General features: G+C 62.3%; 15 protein-coding genes. 12 read left to right on the forward strand and 3 right to left on the reverse strand.

Annotation, left to right across the window (positions count from 1 at the left end; translation table 11 throughout):
• Positions 1–65: 65 nt before the first annotated feature.
• The 7 genes from apaG to CAF78_RS13840 all read left to right on the forward strand — a co-directional run bounded on the left by apaG (position 66) and on the right by CAF78_RS13840 (position 7990).
• Positions 66–446, forward strand: a complete 381-nt coding sequence (gene apaG, locus CAF78_RS13810) for a Co2+/Mg2+ efflux protein ApaG (RefSeq protein WP_085676233.1) — start codon at positions 66–68, stop codon at positions 444–446.
• Positions 446–1312 carry a symmetrical bis(5'-nucleosyl)-tetraphosphatase gene (locus tag CAF78_RS13815; RefSeq protein WP_085676234.1) on the forward strand — a complete coding sequence of 289 codons (867 nt, stop codon included), beginning with the start codon at positions 446–448 and terminating at the stop codon, positions 1310–1312. The genes apaG and CAF78_RS13815 overlap by 1 nt, the downstream gene beginning before the upstream one ends.
• 14 nt (positions 1313–1326) lie before the next feature.
• On the forward strand, positions 1327–1656 hold the full coding sequence (gene glpE, locus CAF78_RS13820) for a thiosulfate sulfurtransferase GlpE (RefSeq protein ID WP_085676235.1): 330 nt from the start codon (positions 1327–1329) through the stop codon (positions 1654–1656).
• A 283-nt stretch (positions 1657–1939) separates the two neighbouring features.
• A complete protein-coding gene (locus CAF78_RS13825; RefSeq protein WP_085676236.1) occupies positions 1940–3862 on the forward strand; it encodes a PrkA family serine protein kinase in 1923 nt (640 codons plus the stop codon).
• A gap of 141 nt (positions 3863–4003) precedes the next feature.
• A complete protein-coding gene (locus tag CAF78_RS13830; protein ID WP_085676237.1) occupies positions 4004–5275 on the forward strand; it encodes a YeaH/YhbH family protein in 1272 nt (423 codons plus the stop codon).
• Positions 5272–6840, forward strand: coding sequence for a SpoVR family protein (locus CAF78_RS13835; protein WP_085676238.1), 1569 nt, complete (start codon positions 5272–5274; stop codon positions 6838–6840). Before CAF78_RS13830 ends, CAF78_RS13835 begins: the two co-directional genes overlap by 4 nt.
• Positions 6841–6895: 55 nt before the next feature.
• Positions 6896–7990 carry a multifunctional CCA addition/repair protein gene (locus CAF78_RS13840; protein WP_085676239.1) on the forward strand — a complete coding sequence of 365 codons (1095 nt, stop codon included), beginning with the start codon at positions 6896–6898 and terminating at the stop codon, positions 7988–7990.
• A gap of 10 nt (positions 7991–8000) precedes the next feature.
• Here CAF78_RS13840 and folK read toward each other — a convergent pair whose 3' ends face one another.
• Both folK and folB read right to left on the reverse strand, forming a co-directional pair.
• Positions 8001–8510, reverse strand: coding sequence for a 2-amino-4-hydroxy-6-hydroxymethyldihydropteridine diphosphokinase (gene folK, locus CAF78_RS13845; RefSeq protein ID WP_085676240.1), 510 nt, complete (start codon positions 8508–8510; stop codon positions 8001–8003).
• On the reverse strand, positions 8501–8857 hold the full coding sequence (gene folB, locus CAF78_RS13850) for a dihydroneopterin aldolase (protein ID WP_027917471.1): 357 nt from the start codon (positions 8855–8857) through the stop codon (positions 8501–8503). The genes folK and folB overlap by 10 nt, the downstream gene beginning before the upstream one ends.
• Positions 8858–8931: 74 nt before the next feature.
• Between folB and plsY the strand changes: the two genes are divergently transcribed.
• Positions 8932–9501: a glycerol-3-phosphate 1-O-acyltransferase PlsY gene (gene plsY / locus CAF78_RS13855; protein WP_054885227.1), complete on the forward strand. Its 570-nt coding sequence runs from the start codon at positions 8932–8934 to the stop codon at positions 9499–9501.
• Between the two features lie 15 nt (positions 9502–9516).
• On the opposite strand, the gene tsaD is transcribed toward plsY, so the two are convergent.
• The gene (gene tsaD / locus CAF78_RS13860) at positions 9517–10542 is read right to left on the reverse strand and encodes a tRNA (adenosine(37)-N6)-threonylcarbamoyltransferase complex transferase subunit TsaD (protein WP_085676241.1); all 1026 of its coding nucleotides are present in this window, start codon (positions 10540–10542) and stop codon (positions 9517–9519) included.
• 205 nt (positions 10543–10747) lie between these two features.
• Between tsaD and rpsU the strand changes: the two genes are divergently transcribed.
• The 4 genes from rpsU (at position 10748) to CAF78_RS13880 (ending at position 19012) form a co-directional block, all read left to right on the forward strand.
• Positions 10748–10963, forward strand: coding sequence for a 30S ribosomal protein S21 (gene rpsU / locus CAF78_RS13865; protein ID WP_003255575.1), 216 nt, complete (start codon positions 10748–10750; stop codon positions 10961–10963).
• Positions 10964–11249: 286 nt separating this feature from the next.
• Positions 11250–13232: a DNA primase gene (gene dnaG / locus CAF78_RS13870; RefSeq protein ID WP_085676242.1), complete on the forward strand. Its 1983-nt coding sequence runs from the start codon at positions 11250–11252 to the stop codon at positions 13230–13232.
• A gap of 67 nt (positions 13233–13299) precedes the next feature.
• Positions 13300–15150, forward strand: coding sequence for an RNA polymerase sigma factor RpoD (rpoD, locus tag CAF78_RS13875; RefSeq protein WP_085676243.1), 1851 nt, complete (start codon positions 13300–13302; stop codon positions 15148–15150).
• Positions 15151–15268: 118 nt separating this feature from the next.
• Positions 15269–19012, forward strand: coding sequence for a bifunctional diguanylate cyclase/phosphodiesterase (locus CAF78_RS13880; RefSeq protein WP_085676244.1), 3744 nt, complete (start codon positions 15269–15271; stop codon positions 19010–19012).
• Positions 19013–19028: the final 16 nt, after the last annotated feature.

Raw genomic sequence — 19028 nt, forward strand, 5'->3', positions numbered from 1 at the left:
GCTGGCCCTCCCCCCTCTCAATGGCCTAGACTGCATTATTGCGTCAGTTCGCCCAAGGCCCTTGCATGTCCGACCCTCGCTACCAGATCGACGTCAGCGTCGTGACCCGTTACCTGAAAGACCAATCCGACCCCGAAAGCAGTCGTTTCGCCTTCGCCTACACCATCACCGTGCAAAACAACGGCTCGGTCACAGCCAAGCTGCTGTCACGGCACTGGCTGATCACCAACGGTGACGGCAAGGTCGAGGAAGTACGCGGCGCCGGCGTTGTCGGCCAGCAGCCGACCATCGAACCCGGCCAGAGCCACACCTACAGCAGTGGCGCGGTGATCAGCACGCGTGTTGGCACCATGCAGGGCAGCTACGAAATGTTCGCCGAAGACGGCAAGCGCTTCGAAGCCGACATCGCGCCCTTCCGCCTCGCGGTCCCTGGGGCGCTGCACTGATGGCCACCTACGCCGTCGGAGACCTGCAAGGCTGCCTGGAACCGCTCAAGTGCCTGCTGGCGAGGGTCAACTTCAACCCGGCCGTCGACCGCCTGTGGCTGGTCGGCGACCTGGTCAACCGCGGCCCCGAGTCGCTGGAGACCCTGCGTTATCTCTATTCGATGCGCCAATCGCTGGTGTGCGTGCTGGGCAACCATGACCTGCACCTGCTGGCGGCCTGGCACAACGTCGAGCGCCTGAAGAAAAGCGACACCCTGCGCGAGGTCATCGAAGCGCCGGATGCCGACCGGCTGTTCGACTGGCTGCGCCAGCAAAAACTGCTGCATTACGATGAGCCCCGCGGCATCGCCCTGGTGCATGCCGGCATCCCGCCGCAATGGACACTCGGCCAGGCGCTGCAACTGGCAGAAGAAGTCGAGCAGGTGCTGCGCGACGATAACCGCCTGCAACTGTACCTGGACGGCATGTACGGCAACGAGCCGAACAAGTGGAGCAAGAGCCTCACCGGCATCGAGCGCCTGCGGGTGATCACCAACTACCTCACGCGCATGCGCTTCTGTACCGCGGCAGGCAAGCTCGACCTCAAGAGCAAGGAAGGCCTGGACACCGCACCCAAAGGCTACAAGCCCTGGTTTGCGCACAAGGAGCGCCGCTCGCGCCACGTGAAGATCATTTTCGGCCACTGGGCTGCCCTCCAGGGCCAGGTCGACGTACCCGGCATCATCGCCCTCGACACTGGCTGCGTGTGGGGTGGCGCCATGACCCTGTACAACGTCGACAGCGGCGAATACCACCGCTGCGACTGCGCCGACGACGGCAACTTACGCCTCCCCACGCAAACACCTACACTTATCGACCACCCCTGAAGGAAGCCGTACCCATGAGCGAATTCAAGCGCATCCCTCCCGAGCAGGCCCTGGCCCTGCGCGCGCAAGGTGCGGTAGTCGTCGACATTCGCGACTCGCAAGCCTTTGCCGCCGGGCACATCACCGGCGCCAAGCATCTGGATAACCACTCGGTCGCCGAGTTCATTCGCAATGCCGACCTGGATGCCCCGACCCTGGTGGTCTGCTACCACGGCAACTCCAGCCAGAGCGCAGCCGCCTACCTGGTCGGCCAGGGCTTCTCCGACGTGTACAGCGTCGATGGCGGCTTCGAACTGTGGCGCACCACCTACCCGGCCGAGACCGCCCAGGGCGCTGCCGAATAATTTTTTCATTTTTACTGCAGCCCGCGCCCCACGTGGGCTTGCAGCCCACCTGACGAACGGTCGCCGGCAACTTCTCCGCCGCTCGCCCTTGACCTTGCGGATAACCAACTATTCTTAAGCGCAGGCCATCCAAAAAAAGGGGAGAGCCGGTACACCGGCGTGCGGGTCATCGGTAGCGTTTCAGGGTGTTCTGGGGGGTATACAGCAATCGGCGAACCCGGTTGCATGCCAGCATCAGCTGACTGATCCGGCGTCGTCTCCACGTATCGAGCGAGGTGACGTCATGAGTATTTTTAGCCACTTCCAACAACGCTTCGAGTCTACGCGCCAGGAAGAACTCTCGCTGCAGGAGTACCTCGAGCTGTGCAAAGAGGATCGCAGTGCCTACGCATCGGCGGCTGAACGGCTGTTGCTGGCCATCGGTGAGCCAGAGCTGATCGACACCTCTACCAACTCCAGGCTGTCGCGAATCTTCTCCAACAAGGTTATTCGCCGGTATCCGGCCTTTGCCGACTTCCATGGCATGGAAGAGTGCATCGACCAGATCGTTTCGTACTTCCGCCACGCCGCCCAGGGCCTGGAAGAGAAGAAACAGATCCTCTATCTGCTGGGCCCGGTAGGCGGCGGCAAGTCGTCGCTGGCCGAGAAACTCAAGCAGCTGATGGAAAAGGTGCCCTTCTACGCAATCAAGGGTTCGCCAGTATTCGAGTCGCCCCTGGGTTTGTTCAATGCCACCGAGGACGGGGCCATTCTCGAGGAAGAGTACGGCATCTCGCGGCGCTACCTGAACACCATCATGTCGCCCTGGGCCACCAAGCGCCTGCAGGAATTTGGCGGCGATATCAGCAAGTTCAGGGTGGTGAAGCTGTACCCCTCCATCCTCAACCAGATCGCCATCGCCAAGACCGAACCGGGTGACGAAAACAACCAGGACATCTCTGCCCTGGTCGGCAAGGTGGATATCCGCAAGCTCGAGGAATTCCCGCAGAACGACGCCGACGCCTACAGCTACTCGGGCGCACTGTGCCGGGCCAACCAGGGCCTGATGGAATTCGTCGAAATGTTCAAGGCGCCGATCAAGGTCCTGCACCCCTTGCTCACCGCCACCCAGGAAGGCAACTACAACAGTACCGAAGGCCTTGGGGCCATTCCCTATACCGGTATCCTGCTGGCCCACTCCAACGAATCGGAGTGGCACACCTTCCGCAACAACAAGAACAACGAGGCGTTCATCGACCGGATCTACATCGTCAAGGTGCCGTACTGCCTGCGTGTCAGCGACGAGATCAAGATCTACGACAAGCTGCTGGTCAACAGCTCGCTGGCCAAAGCCCACTGCGCGCCAGACACACTGAAGATGCTCGCCCAGTTCACCGTGCTCTCGCGCCTCAAGGAGCCGGAAAACTCCAACATCTACTCGAAGATGCGCGTCTACGACGGCGAGAACCTCAAGGACACCGACCCGAAAGCCAAGTCGATCCAGGAATACCGCGATGCTGCAGGCGTCGACGAAGGCATGAACGGCCTGTCGACCCGCTTCGCTTTCAAGATTCTCTCCAAGGTGTTCAACTTCGACCCGCATGAAGTGGCAGCCAACCCGGTGCACCTGCTGTATGTGCTGGAACAGCAGATCGAGCAGGAACAGTTCCCGGCCGAAGTACGCGAGCGCTACCTGCGCTACCTGAAGGAGTACCTGGCACCGCGCTACATCGAGTTCATCGGCAAGGAAATCCAGACGGCCTACCTCGAGTCCTACAGCGAATACGGCCAGAACATCTTTGACCGCTATGTGCTGTACGCCGACTTCTGGATCCAGGACCAGGAGTACCGCGACCCGGAGACCGGCGAGATCCTCAACCGCATCGCCCTCAACGAAGAGCTGGAAAAGATCGAGAAACCGGCAGGCATCAGCAATCCGAAGGACTTCCGCAACGAGATCGTCAACTTCGTGCTGCGTGCCCGTGCCAACAACAATGGCAAGAACCCGAGCTGGCTCAGCTACGAGAAGCTGCGGGTGGTGATCGAGAAGAAAATGTTCTCCAACACCGAGGACCTGCTGCCGGTCATCAGCTTCAACGCCAAGGCCAGCAAGGAGGACCAACAGAAGCACAACGACTTTGTCACGCGGATGGTGGAACGTGGCTACACCGACAAACAGGTGCGCCTGCTGTCGGAATGGTACCTGCGGGTCAGGAAATCGCAATAAGGCGGCAAGCTACAAGCCGCAAGCTTCAAGCTGCACAGCGCCGAGCGCAAGCCCGGCGCCGCAGCTTGCAGCAGCGGTGGCTGCATTTTCCTGCAGCCTGAAGCTTGTGGCTTGCAGCTGCTCCCAGCTACCGGAGGGACCATGAGCTACGTTATCGACCGACGCCTGAACGGCAAGAACAAGAGCACGGTCAACCGCCAGCGCTTCCTGCGGCGTTACCGTGAACACATCAAGAAGGCCGTCGAAGAGGCCGTCAGCCGCCGCTCTATCATGGACATGGAGCACGGCGAACAGATCAGCATTCCGGGACGGGACATCGATGAACCGGTGCTGCACCATGGTCGTGGCGGCAAGCAGACCATCGTGCACCCAGGCAACAAGGAATTCACCGCCGGCGAGCATATCCCCAGGCCCCAGGGCGGTGGGGGTGGCGGTGGCCGCGGCAAGGCCGGCAACTCCGGCGAGGGCATGGACGACTTCGTCTTCCAGATCACCCAGGAAGAGTTCCTCGAATTCATGTTCGAAGACCTCGAGCTGCCCAACCTGGTCAAACGCCACCTGACCGGCGCCGACACCTTCAAGACCGTACGGGCCGGTATCGCCAACGAAGGCAATCCGTCACGCATCAACATCGTCCGCACCCTGCGTTCGGCCCATGCCCGGCGCATCGCCCTGACCGGCAGCAGCCGTGCATTGCTGCGCGAAGCGCAGAAGGAACTGGACCGGCTGAGAGTCGAGGAGCCCGACAACTTCACCGACATCCAGGAAGTGGAACAGGAAATCGAGCGGCTCAAGGCACGCATCAACCGCCTGCCTTTCCTCGACACCTTCGACCTCAAGTACAACCTGCTGGTCAAGCAGCCCAACCCCAGCTCGAAGGCGGTGATGTTCTGCCTGATGGACGTGTCCGGCTCGATGACCCAGGCGACCAAGGACATCGCCAAACGCTTCTTCATCCTGCTGTACCTGTTCCTCAAGCGTAACTATGACCGCATCGAGGTGGTGTTCATCCGCCACCACACCAGCGCCCGCGAAGTCGACGAGGAAGAGTTCTTCTACTCCCGGGAAACCGGCGGCACCATCGTCTCCAGCGCGCTGAAGATGATGCAGGAGATCATGGCCGAACGTTACCCGGCCGCCGACTGGAACATCTACGCCGCCCAGGCCTCCGACGGCGACAACTGGAACGACGACTCGCCGATCTGCCGCGAGATCCTGTCCAAGCAGATCATGCCGCATGTGCAGTACTACACTTACGTTGAGATCACCCCGCGTGAGCATCAGGCGTTGTGGTACGAGTACGAGCGAATCGGCGAAGCCTTCCCCGACACATTCGCCCAGCAGCAGTTGGTATCGGCCGGCGATATCTACCCGGTCTTCCGTGAACTCTTCCAGCGCAGGTTAGCCACATGACCGCCAGAGCACAGAGACGCCAACCCATTTCCACCGGGTCCGAGTGGACGTTCGAGCTGATCCAGACCTACGACCGGGAAATCAGCCGGCTGGCCGAGCGTTACGCCCTGGACACCTACCCCAACCAGATCGAGGTGATCACCGCCGAACAGATGATGGATGCCTATGCCTCCGTCGGCATGCCGCTGGGTTATCACCACTGGTCCTACGGCAAGCAGTTCCTCAGCACCGAGAAGTCCTACAGCCGCGGCCAGATGGGCCTGGCCTACGAGATCGTGATCAACTCCGATCCGTGCATCGCCTACCTGATGGAAGAGAACACCATGTGCATGCAGGCCCTGGTGATCGCCCACGCCTGCTATGGCCACAACAGCTTCTTCAAGGGCAACTACCTGTTCCGCACCTGGACCGACGCCACGTCGATCATCGACTACCTGGTGTTCGCCAAGCAGTACATCGCCCAGTGCGAGGAACGCCATGGCATCGATGCCGTGGAAGACCTGATCGACTCCTGCCACGCGCTGATGAACTATGGCGTCGATCGTTACAAGCGCCCCTATCCGATCTCCGCTGAAGAAGAACGCCGGCGCCAGAAAGACCGTGAAGAGCACCTGCAGCGGCAGATCAACGACCTGTGGCGCACCATTCCCAAGAGTGCCGACAAAGGCGGTGAGCGCGACGATGCGCGCTTCCCCTCCGAACCGCAGGAAAACATCCTCTACTTCATCGAGAAAAACGCCCCGCTGCTCGAGCCCTGGCAACGCGAAGTGGTGCGCATCGTGCGCAAGATCGCCCAGTACTTCTACCCGCAACGCCAGACCCAGGTGATGAACGAAGGCTGGGCGACCTTCTGGCATTACACCCTGATGAACGACCTGTACGACGAAGGCCTGATCACCGAAGGCTTCATGATGGAGTTCCTGCAGTCGCACACCAGCGTGGTGTTCCAGCCCGGCTTCGACAGCCCGTACTACAGCGGCATCAACCCGTACGCGCTGGGCTTTGCGATGTACACCGACATCCGCCGCATGTGCGAAAACCCTACCGAGGAAGATCGCCACTGGTTCCCCGACATTGCCGGCAGCGACTGGCTTTCTACCATCAAGTTCGCCATGAGCAGTTTCAAGGACGAGAGCTTCATCCTGCAGTACCTGTCACCCAAGGTGATGCGCGACCTGAAGCTGTTCAGCATCCTCGATGACGACCAGCGCGACGACCTGCTGGTACCGGCCATCCATGACGAAGCCGGTTACCGGATCATTCGCGAGCAACTGGCGGCGCAGTACAACCTCGGCAACCGCGAACCCAACGTGCAGATCTGGAGCATCGACCGCCGTGGCGACCGCTCGCTGACCCTGCGCCATCAGCAGCACAACCGCAAACCCTTGGGCGATTCCACCGAGGAAGTGCTCAAGCACCTGCACCGCCTGTGGGGCTTCGATATCCACCTGGAGACCGTACAGGGCGACCAGGTGGTCAAGACCCATCACATGCCGCCGCGTGGGGAGCATGCCGAGAGCGGCGACTACGGGCGCATGGACCTCGCCGTCATCCACCACCTCTGATTGCACCGCCATTACTGCCGACAGGGTATCCTGTGGGCAGTAATGGAGGCTGCACATGCACATCTACAAAGTCGGCGGCGCGGTACGCGACCGCCTGCTCGGGCGCCCGGTCAGCGATATCGACTGGCTGGTGGTCGGCGCCACGGTCGAAGAAATGCACGCCCAGGGCTATCGCCCGGTCGGCGCCGATTTCCCGGTTTTCCTGCATCCGAAGACGGGCGAGGAATATGCCCTGGCGCGCACCGAACGCAAAAGTGGGCGCGGTTATGGCGGGTTCACCTTTCACGCAAGCCCCGACGTGACGCTGGAAGAAGACCTGATCCGCCGCGACCTGACCATCAATGCGATGGCCGAGGATGAGCAGGGCACGGTCCATGACCCCTACCATGGCCAGGCCGATCTTGAGCAGCGCATCCTGCGCCATGTTTCCCCGGCGTTCGCCGAAGATCCCCTGCGCGTACTGCGCGTTGCCCGCTTTGCCGCACGCTATGCCCCGCTGGGTTTCAAGGTTGCCGACGAAACACTGACACTGATGCGCCAGATCGCCAAATCGGGCGAGCTGCAGGCACTGACCGCCGAGCGCAGCTGGAAGGAGATCGAACGGGCGCTGATGGAAAGCGAGCCGCAGGTGTTCATCCAGGTGCTGCGCGAAGCTGACGCCCTGACGGAGCTGATGCCGGAGCTGGAGCATGGCGTGGATACGCTGGAGGCCCTGCAGCGGGCAGCTGAGCACCAGCAACCGCTGGCGGTACGCTGGGCGTGCTTGTTGCGGGGGCTGGAACCGGCGGCGATCAAAGCGCTCAATCAGCGCTTCAAGGCACCGCGTGAATGCCAGGAACTGGCCGTGCTGGTGGGTGAATTTGCCGGGCGCGCCGACAACGCTTTGCAGCTAACACCGGCAAACTTGCTGGAAATGCTGCAAAAGTTCGACGTATATCGGCGACCGCAGCGCTTTGAAGATTTCATCGCCGCTTGCGAGATGGCCACATCTGGAGGTTATCCACAGGCCGATTATCTGCGCGCAGCGGCTGCGGTGGCCCGGGCGGTGGACGTGAAGCCACTGGTAGAGTCCGGGCTGACCGGGCAAGGCCTGGGCGAGGCCCTCAAAAGTGAGCGGCTGAAAGCGCTCGAGGCTTACAAGTCCGGCTGACTCTACTGGCCTACGCCGGAGTCAGCTGCAACCCACGCCATTGGAATGCGACCGGCGCCAAAACCTGGTCGATCTGCGCCTCCTGCCACAACTGCGCCATGCTTTTCTCCGCCCCAGGGTGGATCAGCTCCGGCGCCAGCAGCGACAACGGCCACAGCACGAAGGCATTCTTCAGAATCTCCGCCCGAGGGAGCACCAGCCCGTCGAACGTGCCATGCAGATCGTCATACATCAGCACATCGATATCCAGCGGCAAACCCTTGCGGTCCGGCGCATAGCGGCCATTGTCGGCCTCGATGAACTTAAGCCGGCGATCCAGCTCCGTCAGTGGCAGGTCGGTCTTGCCGGTGACCACGAAGTTGATGAACGGCCCACTCTTGATGCCCACCGCCTGGCTCTCGAACGCCGGGGAACACTGCATGTCGCTGAGAATGGCCGCCAACGCATCGAGCCCCGCACACAGGTGCTGATGGCGATCGATGTTGCTGCCAAGGCCCAGATAAACCGTGCTCAGAGACATCCGCGCTCGATCTCCACGCCAACACCGCCACGCGCGGCAGGAACGGCGCCCGGCTTGGTCAGCTTCAGCCGCACCCAGGGAATGTGGAATTCTTCCATCAGCGTTGCCACCAGGCGCTCGGCGAAGGTTTCCACCAGCTCGAAGCGCGCCTGCTCGGCAAAGGCCTGCACCCGCGCCGACACACTGGCATAGTCCAGCGCCAGGTTCAGGTCATCGCCGGCCGCCGCCGGGCGGTTATCCCAGGCGAAACTCAGGTCCAGGCGCAGGCACTGACGAATATCCCGTTCCCAGTCATAGGCACCGATGACGGTATCGACTTCCAGGCCTTCGATGAACACTCTGTCCAAGCACTTCTCTCCACAGCACGACAAGGGCGACGGGCGCCGTTAGAATCAGGGCGTCCTCGCCCGGAATAGTTAGCATGTTTTGGTTATTGGCGCTGCTCGCCTACCTGCTCGGCTCGCTGTCCTTCGCCATCGTCCTCAGCCGCCTTTCAGGCAGCCCGGACCCGCGTTCCAGCGGTTCAGGCAATGCTGGCGCCACCAACATGCTACGCTTGGCGGGCCGTAAACTGGCGATCCTGACCCTGCTGGGCGACCTGTGCAAGGGCCTGTTGCCGGTTTTACTCGCCCGCGCTGCCGGCCTTGGCCTGCAGGAGCAGGCCTGGGTCGGTGTTTGCGCAGTGCTCGGCCACCTGTTCCCGCTGTACTTCCGCTTTCGCGGCGGCAAAGGTGTCGCCACCGCCGCCGGCATGCTGATGGGCCTGTATTTCCCGGCCGCATTGCTGGCCATCGGCGCCTGGCTATTGACCTTCTACCTCACCCGCACCAGCTCCCTGGCGGCGCTTGTCGCAACCCCGCTGACCTTGCCACTGCTGGCCTGGCGCGAGCCGGAGGCGCTGCTGCCGATCGCCGTGCTCACGGTGATGATCGTCTGGCGCCACCGCAACAATCTGCGCGACTTGTTTGCCGGGCGCGAAAGGCATTTCTGACGCACCCGCTAATCTTTACAGCGGCGGCAGCTGCTCCATCGGCCAGCGTGCCTGCACGCTGATCGCCAGGTCCTGCTGCTGCCCGGCCAACAGGCGCTGGCAACCGGCATAGGCGATCATCGCGCCGTTATCGGTGCAGAACTGCGGACGCGCGTAGTACACGTTACCCTTGAGGCCAGCCAGCATCTCTTCCAGCGAGGCACGCAACGCCTTGTTGGCACTCACGCCACCGGCGATGACCAGGCGCTTGAGGCCGGCCTGCTTGAGGGCGCGCTTGCACTTGATGGTCAGAGTCTCCACCACCGCCTGCTGGAATGCCAGGGATACGTCGCAACGGGTTTGCTCGTTGTCGTCGCCAGCATTCTTGCATTGCTGCCAGGTGTTCAGCGCGAAGGTCTTCAGGCCGCTGAAGCTGAACTCAAGGCCCGGCCGATCGGTCATCGGCCGCGGGAAGACGAAGCGCCCTGGCACACCCTGCTCGGCCAGGCGCGCGATTTCCGGGCCACCTGGGTAGTTGAGGCCGATCAGCTTGGCGGTCTTGTCGAACGCTTCGCCGGCAGCATCGTCGAGGCTCTCGCCCAGCAGCTCGTATTGGCCGATGCCGTCTACCCGCACCAGCTGGGTATGGCCGCCGGAAACCAACAAAGCGACGAACGGAAACTCGGGCGGGTTTTCTTCCAGCATCGGCGCCAGCAGGTGGCCTTCCATATGGTGCACGCCGATCGCCGGGATATCCCAGGCGAAGGCCAGAGCCTGGGCGCACGAGGCACCGACCAGCAGCGCACCGACCAGGCCAGGGCCTGCCGTGTAGGCGATGGCGTCGATCTCGGTGGCCACGCAGCCGGCCTCCTCCAGCACCTGGCGGATGAGCGGCAGCATGCGCTTGACGTGGTCACGCGAGGCAAGCTCGGGCACCACGCCACCGAACACGCGGTGCAGGTCGATCTGACTGAACAGCGCGTCGGCTAACAAACCGCGCTCGCTGTCGTATAATGCGACGCCGGTTTCGTCGCAGGATGTTTCCAATCCCAGTACTAGCATGGGCTCGTCCCTTGTGGGGGCTGAATTCGAAGCCGCGCATGATAGTCCCCGTGCCGGGTGCCGACCAGCGGTTTTCGATCAGAGGCTTTGCATTCCGGCGTACTAAGGGTTAACATCCGCAACCCTTGAAAACCGACGTTCTCCAGCACACCTTTTGTTTTGCCAGGAGCACGTCTACCCCGGTAATGAATTAAGGTAGCCCTGGATGCCAGCCGTCAAAGTTAAAGAGAACGAACCCTTCGACGTAGCTCTGCGTCGTTTCAAGCGCTCCTGCGAAAAAGCCGGTGTACTGGCTGAAGTTCGTAGCCGCGAGTTTTACGAGAAGCCGACCGCCGAGCGTAAGCGCAAAGCAGCTGCTGCTGTTAAGCGTCACGCCAAGAAAGTTCAGCGCGAACAGCGCCGCGCCGTTCGTCTGTACTAATACAGGCGTTCTACGCTAGAGCTTCTGCCCTGCCCGGCTCACCGCCGGGCCGATGGCAGCGGTTTGCTTGACCTTGAGCAGCTAGCCCAAGGTGCCTGTCGCAACGCGCAGCGGGCAAATGGTTTAAAAACGTCAGATCTGGTTTCGGCCAGGCGTGCACGTCCTGACTGACGAGCCCTCAGTTAAGCTGAAGGCTGGCGACGAGCACACACCCCCTCGCACTTCCCCTAGCATCACTCGCCCCGTTAGCGTTTAGACTTGCCAGTTGCCAGATGACGAGACTGCCATGGCCGGGCTGATTCCCCAAAGCTTCATCGACGACCTGATCAACCGCCTCGACATCGTCGATGTGGTGAGTTCGCGCGTTCAGCTGAAAAAGACCGGCAAGAACTACTCCGCCTGCTGCCCGTTCCACAAGGAGAAGACCCCCTCCTTCACGGTCAGCCCCGACAAGCAGTTCTACTACTGCTTCGGCTGCGGTGCCGGCGGCAACGCCTTAGGCTTCGTCATGGACCACGACAACCTGGACTTCCCCCAGGCTGTCGAGGAGCTGGCCCGCGCTGCCGGCATGGAAGTGCCCAGGGAGCAAGGCCGTCGCGACAACAAGCCGCGCCAGCCGACCGATTCGCCGCTGTACCCATTGCTGGATGCCGCCTCGGAGTTCTACCGCCAGGCCCTGCGCAGCCATCCGACCCGCAAGGCGGCGGTGGACTACCTCAAGGGTCGCGGCTTGTCGGGCGAAATCGCCCGGGACTTCGGCCTGGGCTTCGCGCCGCCGGGCTGGGACAACCTGCTCAAGCACTTGGGCGCCGACACCCTGCAACAGAAGGTGATGATCGACGCCGGCCTGCTGATCGAGAACGCCGAAAGCGGCAAACGCTATGACCGCTTCCGCGACCGGGTGATGTTCCCGATCCGTGACAGCCGCGGGCGCATCATTGCCTTCGGCGGCCGGGTGCTGGGCGACGACAAGCCCAAGTACCTCAACTCCCCGGAAACCCCGGTGTTCCACAAGGGCCAGGAGCTCTACGGGCTGTACGAGGCACGCAAGCACAACCGCAACCTCGACGAAATCATCGTCGTCGAGGGCTACATGGACGTGATCGCACTGGCCCAGCAGGGCCTGCGCAATGCGGTGGCCACCCTCGGCACCGCCACCAGCGAAGAGCACCTCAAGCGCCTGTTCCGCGTGGTGCCCGCCGTGCTGTTCTGCTTCGATGGCGACCAGGCCGGGCGCAAGGCCGCCTGGCGCGCACTGGAGTCGACCCTCTCGGCGCTGCAGGACGGCCGCCGGGCGCGCTTCCTGTTCCTGCCCGAAGGCGAAGACCCGGACAGCCTGGTGCGCGCCGAAGGCACCGATGCCTTCATGGCCCGGATCAACCAGCACGCACAACCGCTGGCCGACTATTTCTTCGAGCAGCTGAGCAACGAAGCCGACCCGCGCTCGCTGGAAGGCAAGGCCCACATGGCGACCCTGGCCGCACCGCTGATCGAAAAGATCCCTGGCGCCAACCTGCGCCAGCTGATGCGCAACCGCCTGAAGGAAATCACCGGCCTCGATCCGCAGCAGGTCGAGCAACTGGCACAGCAGGCACCAGCGGCCAGCAACGTGCCGGACTACGACCCTGGCTACGACTACGATGCCATGGCCAGCTACACCCCCGACTACGGCGACATGCCGCAGCACGACTACGCGCCCGTTCATCAGGAACAAGCGTGGAAGCCGAACAAGGGCGGGGGCAAGAAACAGTGGAGCGACAAGCCCTGGGACAAGAACCGCAAGGGCGGCAAGCCATGGCAGCAACGCGACGAAGCGCCGCCACGCGTACCGGCGCCGGTCGAACCGCCGACCCTGGCCGCCCTGCGCACCTTGCTGCACCATCCGCTGCTGGCCGGCAAGGTCGAGGATGCCAGCCACTTCGCCGACGAAGAACACCTGTACAGCCAGCTGCTGGTGGCGCTGATCGAAGCGGCGCAGAAGAATCCTGGGCTAAGCTCAATGCAGCTGATCGCACGTTGGCACGGTACTGAACAAGGCCGCCTGCTGCGGGCCCTGGCAGAAAAAGAATGGTTGATCGTGGCCGACAACCTTGAACAACAGTTTTTCGACACTATAACTAGCTTGTCCGCCCGCCAACGCGAGCGCAGCCTGGAACAACTGCTCAGGAAATCACGTCAAAGCGAATTGACCAGCGAGGAAAAATCACAGCTCCTCGCCCTGCTGAGCCGGAATGTTCCCGCACAAACGCCGACCTCATCTGGCGCGTGAGGCCCATGCTCGGGTATAATCCTCGGCTTGTTTTTTGCCCGCCAAGACCTTCAGTGGATAGGGTGTTATGTCCGGAAAAGCGCAACAGCAGTCTCGTATCAAAGAGTTGATCACCCGCGGTCGTGAGCAGGGCTACCTGACTTACGCGGAGGTCAACGACCACCTGCCTGAGGATATTTCAGATCCGGAACAGGTGGAAGACATCATCCGCATGATCAACGACATGGGGATCAACGTATTCGAGAGTGCTCCGGATGCGGATGCCCTTCTGTTGGCGGAAGCCGACACCGACGAAGCTGCGGCCGAAGAAGCCGCTGCTGCGTTGGCGGCAGTTGAAACCGATATCGGCCGCACGACCGACCCGGTGCGCATGTACATGCGCGAAATGGGTACCGTCGAGCTGCTGACCCGTGAAGGCGAGATCGAAATCGCCAAGCGGATCGAGGAAGGCATCCGTGAAGTCATGGGCGCCATCGCTCACTTCCCGGGTACTGTCGACTACATCCTCGGCGAATACGACCGCGTCACCGCCGAAGGCGGCCGCCTGTCCGACGTTCTCAGCGGTTACATCGACCCTGACGACAACATCGCCGCACCGACCGACGAAGTGCCGGTTCCTGGTGCCAAGGCACCTGCGGCCAAGGAAGAATCGGACGACGAAGACGAAGAAAGTGAAGGCGGTGACGACGAGGAAGAGACCGAAAGCGGTCCTGATCCGGTCGTTGCAGCTCAGCGCTTCGGTGCCGTTGCCGATCAGCTCCAGGCCACCTCCAAGGTCCTGAAGAAGAACGGCCGTGACGTCAAGGAAAGCATCGAGGCCCTGCAGGCCCTGGCTGACCTGTTCATGCCGATCAAGCTGGTGCCGAAGCAGTTCGACGTCCTGGTCGAGCGCGTGCGCGATGCCCTGAACCGCCTGCGTCAGCAAGAGCGTGCGATCATGCAACTGTGCGTGCGTGACGCCCGCATGCCGCGTGCCGACTTCCTGCGCCTGTTCCCAAGCAACGAGACCGACCAGACCTGGTCCGGTGACCTGGCCAAGCGCAGCACCAAGTGGGCTGCCGCCCTGGGTGAAAAGGACGCCGCCATCGTCGCCTGCCAGCAGAAGCTGATCGACCTCGAGACCGAGACCGGCCTGACCGTCGCCGAGATCAAGGAAATCAACCGTCGCATGTCCATCGGTGAGGCGAAAGCCCGCCGCGCCAAGAAAGAAATGGTCGAGGCGAACCTGCGTCTGGTGATCTCCATCGCCAAGAAGTACACCAACCGTGGCCTGCAGTTCCTCGACCTGATCCAGGAAGGCAACATCGGCCTGATGAAGGCGGTGGACAAGTTCGAATACCGTCGCGGCTACAAGTTCTCGACCTACGCCACCTGGTGGATTCGCCAGGCGATCACCCGCTCGATCGCCGACCAGGCGCGCACCATCCGTATTCCGGTGCACATGATCGAGACGATCAACAAGCTCAACCGTATTTCCCGCCAGATGCTGCAGGAAATGGGCCGTGAACCGACCCCGGAAGAGCTCGGTGAGCGCATGGAAATGCCTGAGGACAAGATCCGCAAGGTACTGAAGATCGCCAAAGAGCCGATCTCCATGGAAACCCCGATCGGTGACGACGAAGACTCGCACCTGGGCGACTTCATCGAGGACTCGACCATGCAGTCCCCGATCGACGTGGCCACGGTCGAAAGCCTCAAGGAAGCCACCCGTGACGTGCTCTCGGGCCTGACCGCACGCGAAGCCAAGGTGCTGCGCATGCGTTTCGGCATCGACATGAACACCGACCACACCCTCGAAGAAGTGGGCAAGCAGTTCGACGTGACCCGTGAGCGGATCCGTCAGATCGAAGCGAAGGCGTTGCGCAAACTGCGCCACCCGACTCGCAGCGAGCATCTGCGCTCCTTCCTCGACGAGTGATGACAAACCCCGGCCCAGGCCGGGGTTTTTCTTATCCGACAAATAGTTGTGATCAGCTGGCCGGCTGGCTGAATGCCCGTCTACACTCGACTTCAGACCAACTGAATGCGAGGCCGCTATGCTGCCGATGCCGGCCATTCTGTTGTTGTTCCTGATGCTGTGGAACACGACGGCCGGCGCCCTGACCCTGACAGACGAGGAAAAAACCTGGCTCACTGCCCACCCGCAGTTGAGGCTGGGCGTCGACGCCTCCTGGCCACCATTCGAATTTCGTGACCAAGAGGGCCGGTACCAGGGATTGGCCGCCGATTACATCGCCTTGCTCCAGGATCGCCTGGGGGTATCTTTGAAACCGGTCGAGCCCAGCAGCTGGACCGAGGTGCTGCAGCAGGCGCGCGAAGGCCGCATCGATTTGCTGCCCGGCATCATGTCGACGCCGGAACGCCAGGGCTACCTGGCATTCACCCGCCCCTACCTCGATTTCCCCATCGTCATCCTGGCCCATGACGGCGGCCCGCAACCGCGCACGCTCAAGGACCTGTACGGGTTGAAGGTGGCCGTGGTAGAGAACTACGCCCCCCATGAACTGCTGCGCACCCACCACCCGGACCTCAACCTGGTGGCGATGCCCAATGTCAGCTCGACCCTGCAGGCACTGGCCACCGATGCGGTGGACGCCGTGGTTGGCGACCTCGCCTCGAGCATCTGGAGCCTGCGCCAGCTCAAGCTCGAAGGGTTGTATGTCAGCGGCGAGACGCCCTATCGCTATCAACTGGCAATGGCCGCGCCCCGTGACCAGCAGGTCCTGATCGGCATCCTCGACAAGGTCATGGCGGACATGTCCAGCGATGAAATCAGCCATATCCAGCAGCGCTGGGTCGGCAATGTGGTGGACCAACGCAGCTTCTGGCATGACACATTGCTCTATGGCCTGCCCGCCGTCCTGTTGCTGATCGCCATCCTCGCCGTGGTCATCCGCATCAATCGCCGGCTCAGTTCGGAAATCTCCCGGCGCATCGCCCTGGAGCAGGAACTGCGCAGCAGCGAGTACCATTACCGCGGCCTGATCGAAAGCCTGTCGGCAATCGCCTGGGAGGCCGACGCCAACGACTTCACCTACAGCTATGTCTCGCCGCATGCCGAAGACCTGCTGGGCTATCCGCTGCACGACTGGCTCAAGCCCGGCTTCTGGCGCAGCATACTGCACCCGGACGATGCACTCTGGGCCCAGGCCTTCTGCGAGAGCGAGACCGCCGCCGGGCGTGATCACAGCCTCGATTACCGGGTGATGCGCGCCGATGGCCAGCCCCTGTGGGTGCGCAACATCGTCAGCATGATCGAACACGGCCACCGCCCCGTGATGCGCGGCCTGATGATCGACATCAGCGAAACCAAGCGTACCGAAGACGCCCTGCGCCTGTCGGAACAGAAGTTCGCCTCGGTGTTCGAGCAGTGCCCGGACATTCTGCTGATTGCCCGGCACAGCGATGGCGTGCTGCTCGAAGTCAACGAAGCCTTCGAAGAACAGATCGGCCTGACCCCAGGCGAAGTCATCGGCCGCACCGCCACCGAGCTCAACCTGTGGGGCATCGAAGGCATGGGCCCGAAGCTGCTCGAACGCCTGCACCAAGGTGGCATCCGCAACCTGGAAATGACCTTCCGCCGCAGCAATGGCCAGATGTTCACCGGCCTGACCTCAGCCGAAACCTTCGAGCTCGACGGCACCCCGGCGCTGGTGGTGGCAGTACGCGACATCAGCCAGCTCAAGCAGACCCAGCAACAGTTGCAAACCTCCGAAGAAAAGTTCGCCAAGGCCTTCCATGCCTCGCCTGACGGCCTGCTGCTGTCGCGCCAGAGCGATGGCCTGCTGCTGGAGGTCAACGAGGGCTTCTGCCGCCTGACCGGCTACGAGTTCAACCCGCCTATCGATCAGACCTCGTTCGACCTGGGGATCTGGGTCGACCTCAACGAGCGCAAGCGCCTGATCGACCAGCTCGGCCGCGATGGCTTCGTGCGTGACTTCAGCTGCCACCTGCGCCGCAGTGACGGGCAGATTCGCCTGTGCGAGCTGTCGGCACGGCCACTGCCGATCGGTGGTGTCGACTGCATGCTGACCATCGCCCGCGACATCACCGAACGCCACCTGATGCAGGAAAAACTGCAACTGGCTGCCACCGTGTTCGAAAACACCGCCGAAGGCGTATTGATCACCGACACCGACCAACGCATCAGCGCGGTCAACCGCGCCTTCAGCGAGATCACCGGCTACAGCGAAATCGAAGCCCTTGGCCAGACCCCGCGGCTGCTCGCCTCCGGCCAGCATGACAGCGCCTTCTATGCCGCGATGTGGCACCAGCTCACCGCTGAAGGCCACTGGCAGGGCGAGATCTACAACAAGCGCAAGAATGGCGAGCTGTATCCCGGCTGGCTGACCATCAGCGCCGTACGCAACAACGAGCGGGACATAACCCACTTCGTCGCGGTGTTCGCCGACATTTCCAGCCTCAAGCACGCCCAGGCCAAACTCGACTACCAGGCCCACCACGACCCGCTGACCGGCCTGCCCAACCGCGCCCTCTTCGAAAACCGGCTGCAGGCCGTACTGACTTGCTCGCAGGTGTCCAACCGCCAGGGCGCCGTGCTGTTCCTCGACTTGGACCGCTTCAAGCACATCAATGACAGCCTCGGCCACCCGGTCGGCGACCTGTTGCTCAAGGGTATCGCCCAGCGCCTCAAGGAGCAGGTGCGCGACGTCGACACCGTGGCCCGCCTGGGTGGCGACGAGTTCATCATTCTGCTGCCCGGCCTGCACAAACCCAGCGATGCCCATGCCATCGCCAATAAACTGCTGGCCTGCTTCGTCGCCCCGTTCCAGGCCGGCGAGCACGAGTTCTTCACCAGCGCCAGCATCGGCATCAGCCTTTACCCGCAGGACGGCACCGACGTCGCCACGCTGATTCGCAACGCCGACGCCGCCATGTACCGCTCCAAGGCCAAAGGCCGCAACCGCGTGGAAGCCTACACCCGTGACCTGACCGTGCAGGCCAGCGAACGCATCGCCATGGAGCATGAACTGCGCCGTGCCATCGAGCGTAACGAGATGAGCCTGAGCTTCCAGCCCAAGCTGAGCCTCAAGACCCAGGCCCTGGTCGGCGCCGAAGCGCTGATTCGCTGGAGCCACCCGACATTCGGCGAGGTACCGCCCGAGCATTTCATTCACCTGGCCGAAGAGAACGGCACCATTCTTCAGCTGGGCGATTGGGTGCTGGAGCAGGCGTGCCAGCAGATGCACCGCTGGAAGAAGGCCTACCAAGCCTTTGGCCCGCTGTCGATCAACCTGGCGGGCGCGCAGCTGCGCCACCTCAACCTGGCCAAGCGTATCGAGCACCTGTTGAAGGTCTACCAGCTCAAAGCGGGTGACCTGCAGCTGGAAATCACCGAGAACTTCATCATGAGCCAGGCCGAAGAAGCCCTGGCCGTGCTGCACCAGCTCAAGCAGCTGGGCGTACAGCTGGCGATCGACGACTTCGGCACTGGCTATTCGTCGCTGAGCTACCTCAAGCGCCTGCCGCTGGACATTCTCAAGATCGACAAATCATTCATCCGCGGCCTGCCAGACGACCCACACGACGCAGCCATCGCCCGCGCCATCATCGCGCTGGGGCGCAGCATGCAACTGACGATCATCGCCGAGGGCGTGGAGAACCAGGCCCAGCAACGCTTCCTGGCGGCTGAAGGGTGCGAGCAGATCCAGGGCTATATCGTCAGCCTGCCGTTACCGCCGGATGAATTCGCGGCGACGTTTCTTCGTATAGCACTGTCTGATCTTTCGGATGGCACGCTTTCAAAACCCTCGTTATAATCCGGGCACTTACTGA

Origin of the sequence: Pseudomonas sp. R28(2017) (assembly GCF_002112505.1) — a bacterium.
Classification (GTDB): domain Bacteria; phylum Pseudomonadota; class Gammaproteobacteria; order Pseudomonadales; family Pseudomonadaceae; genus Aquipseudomonas.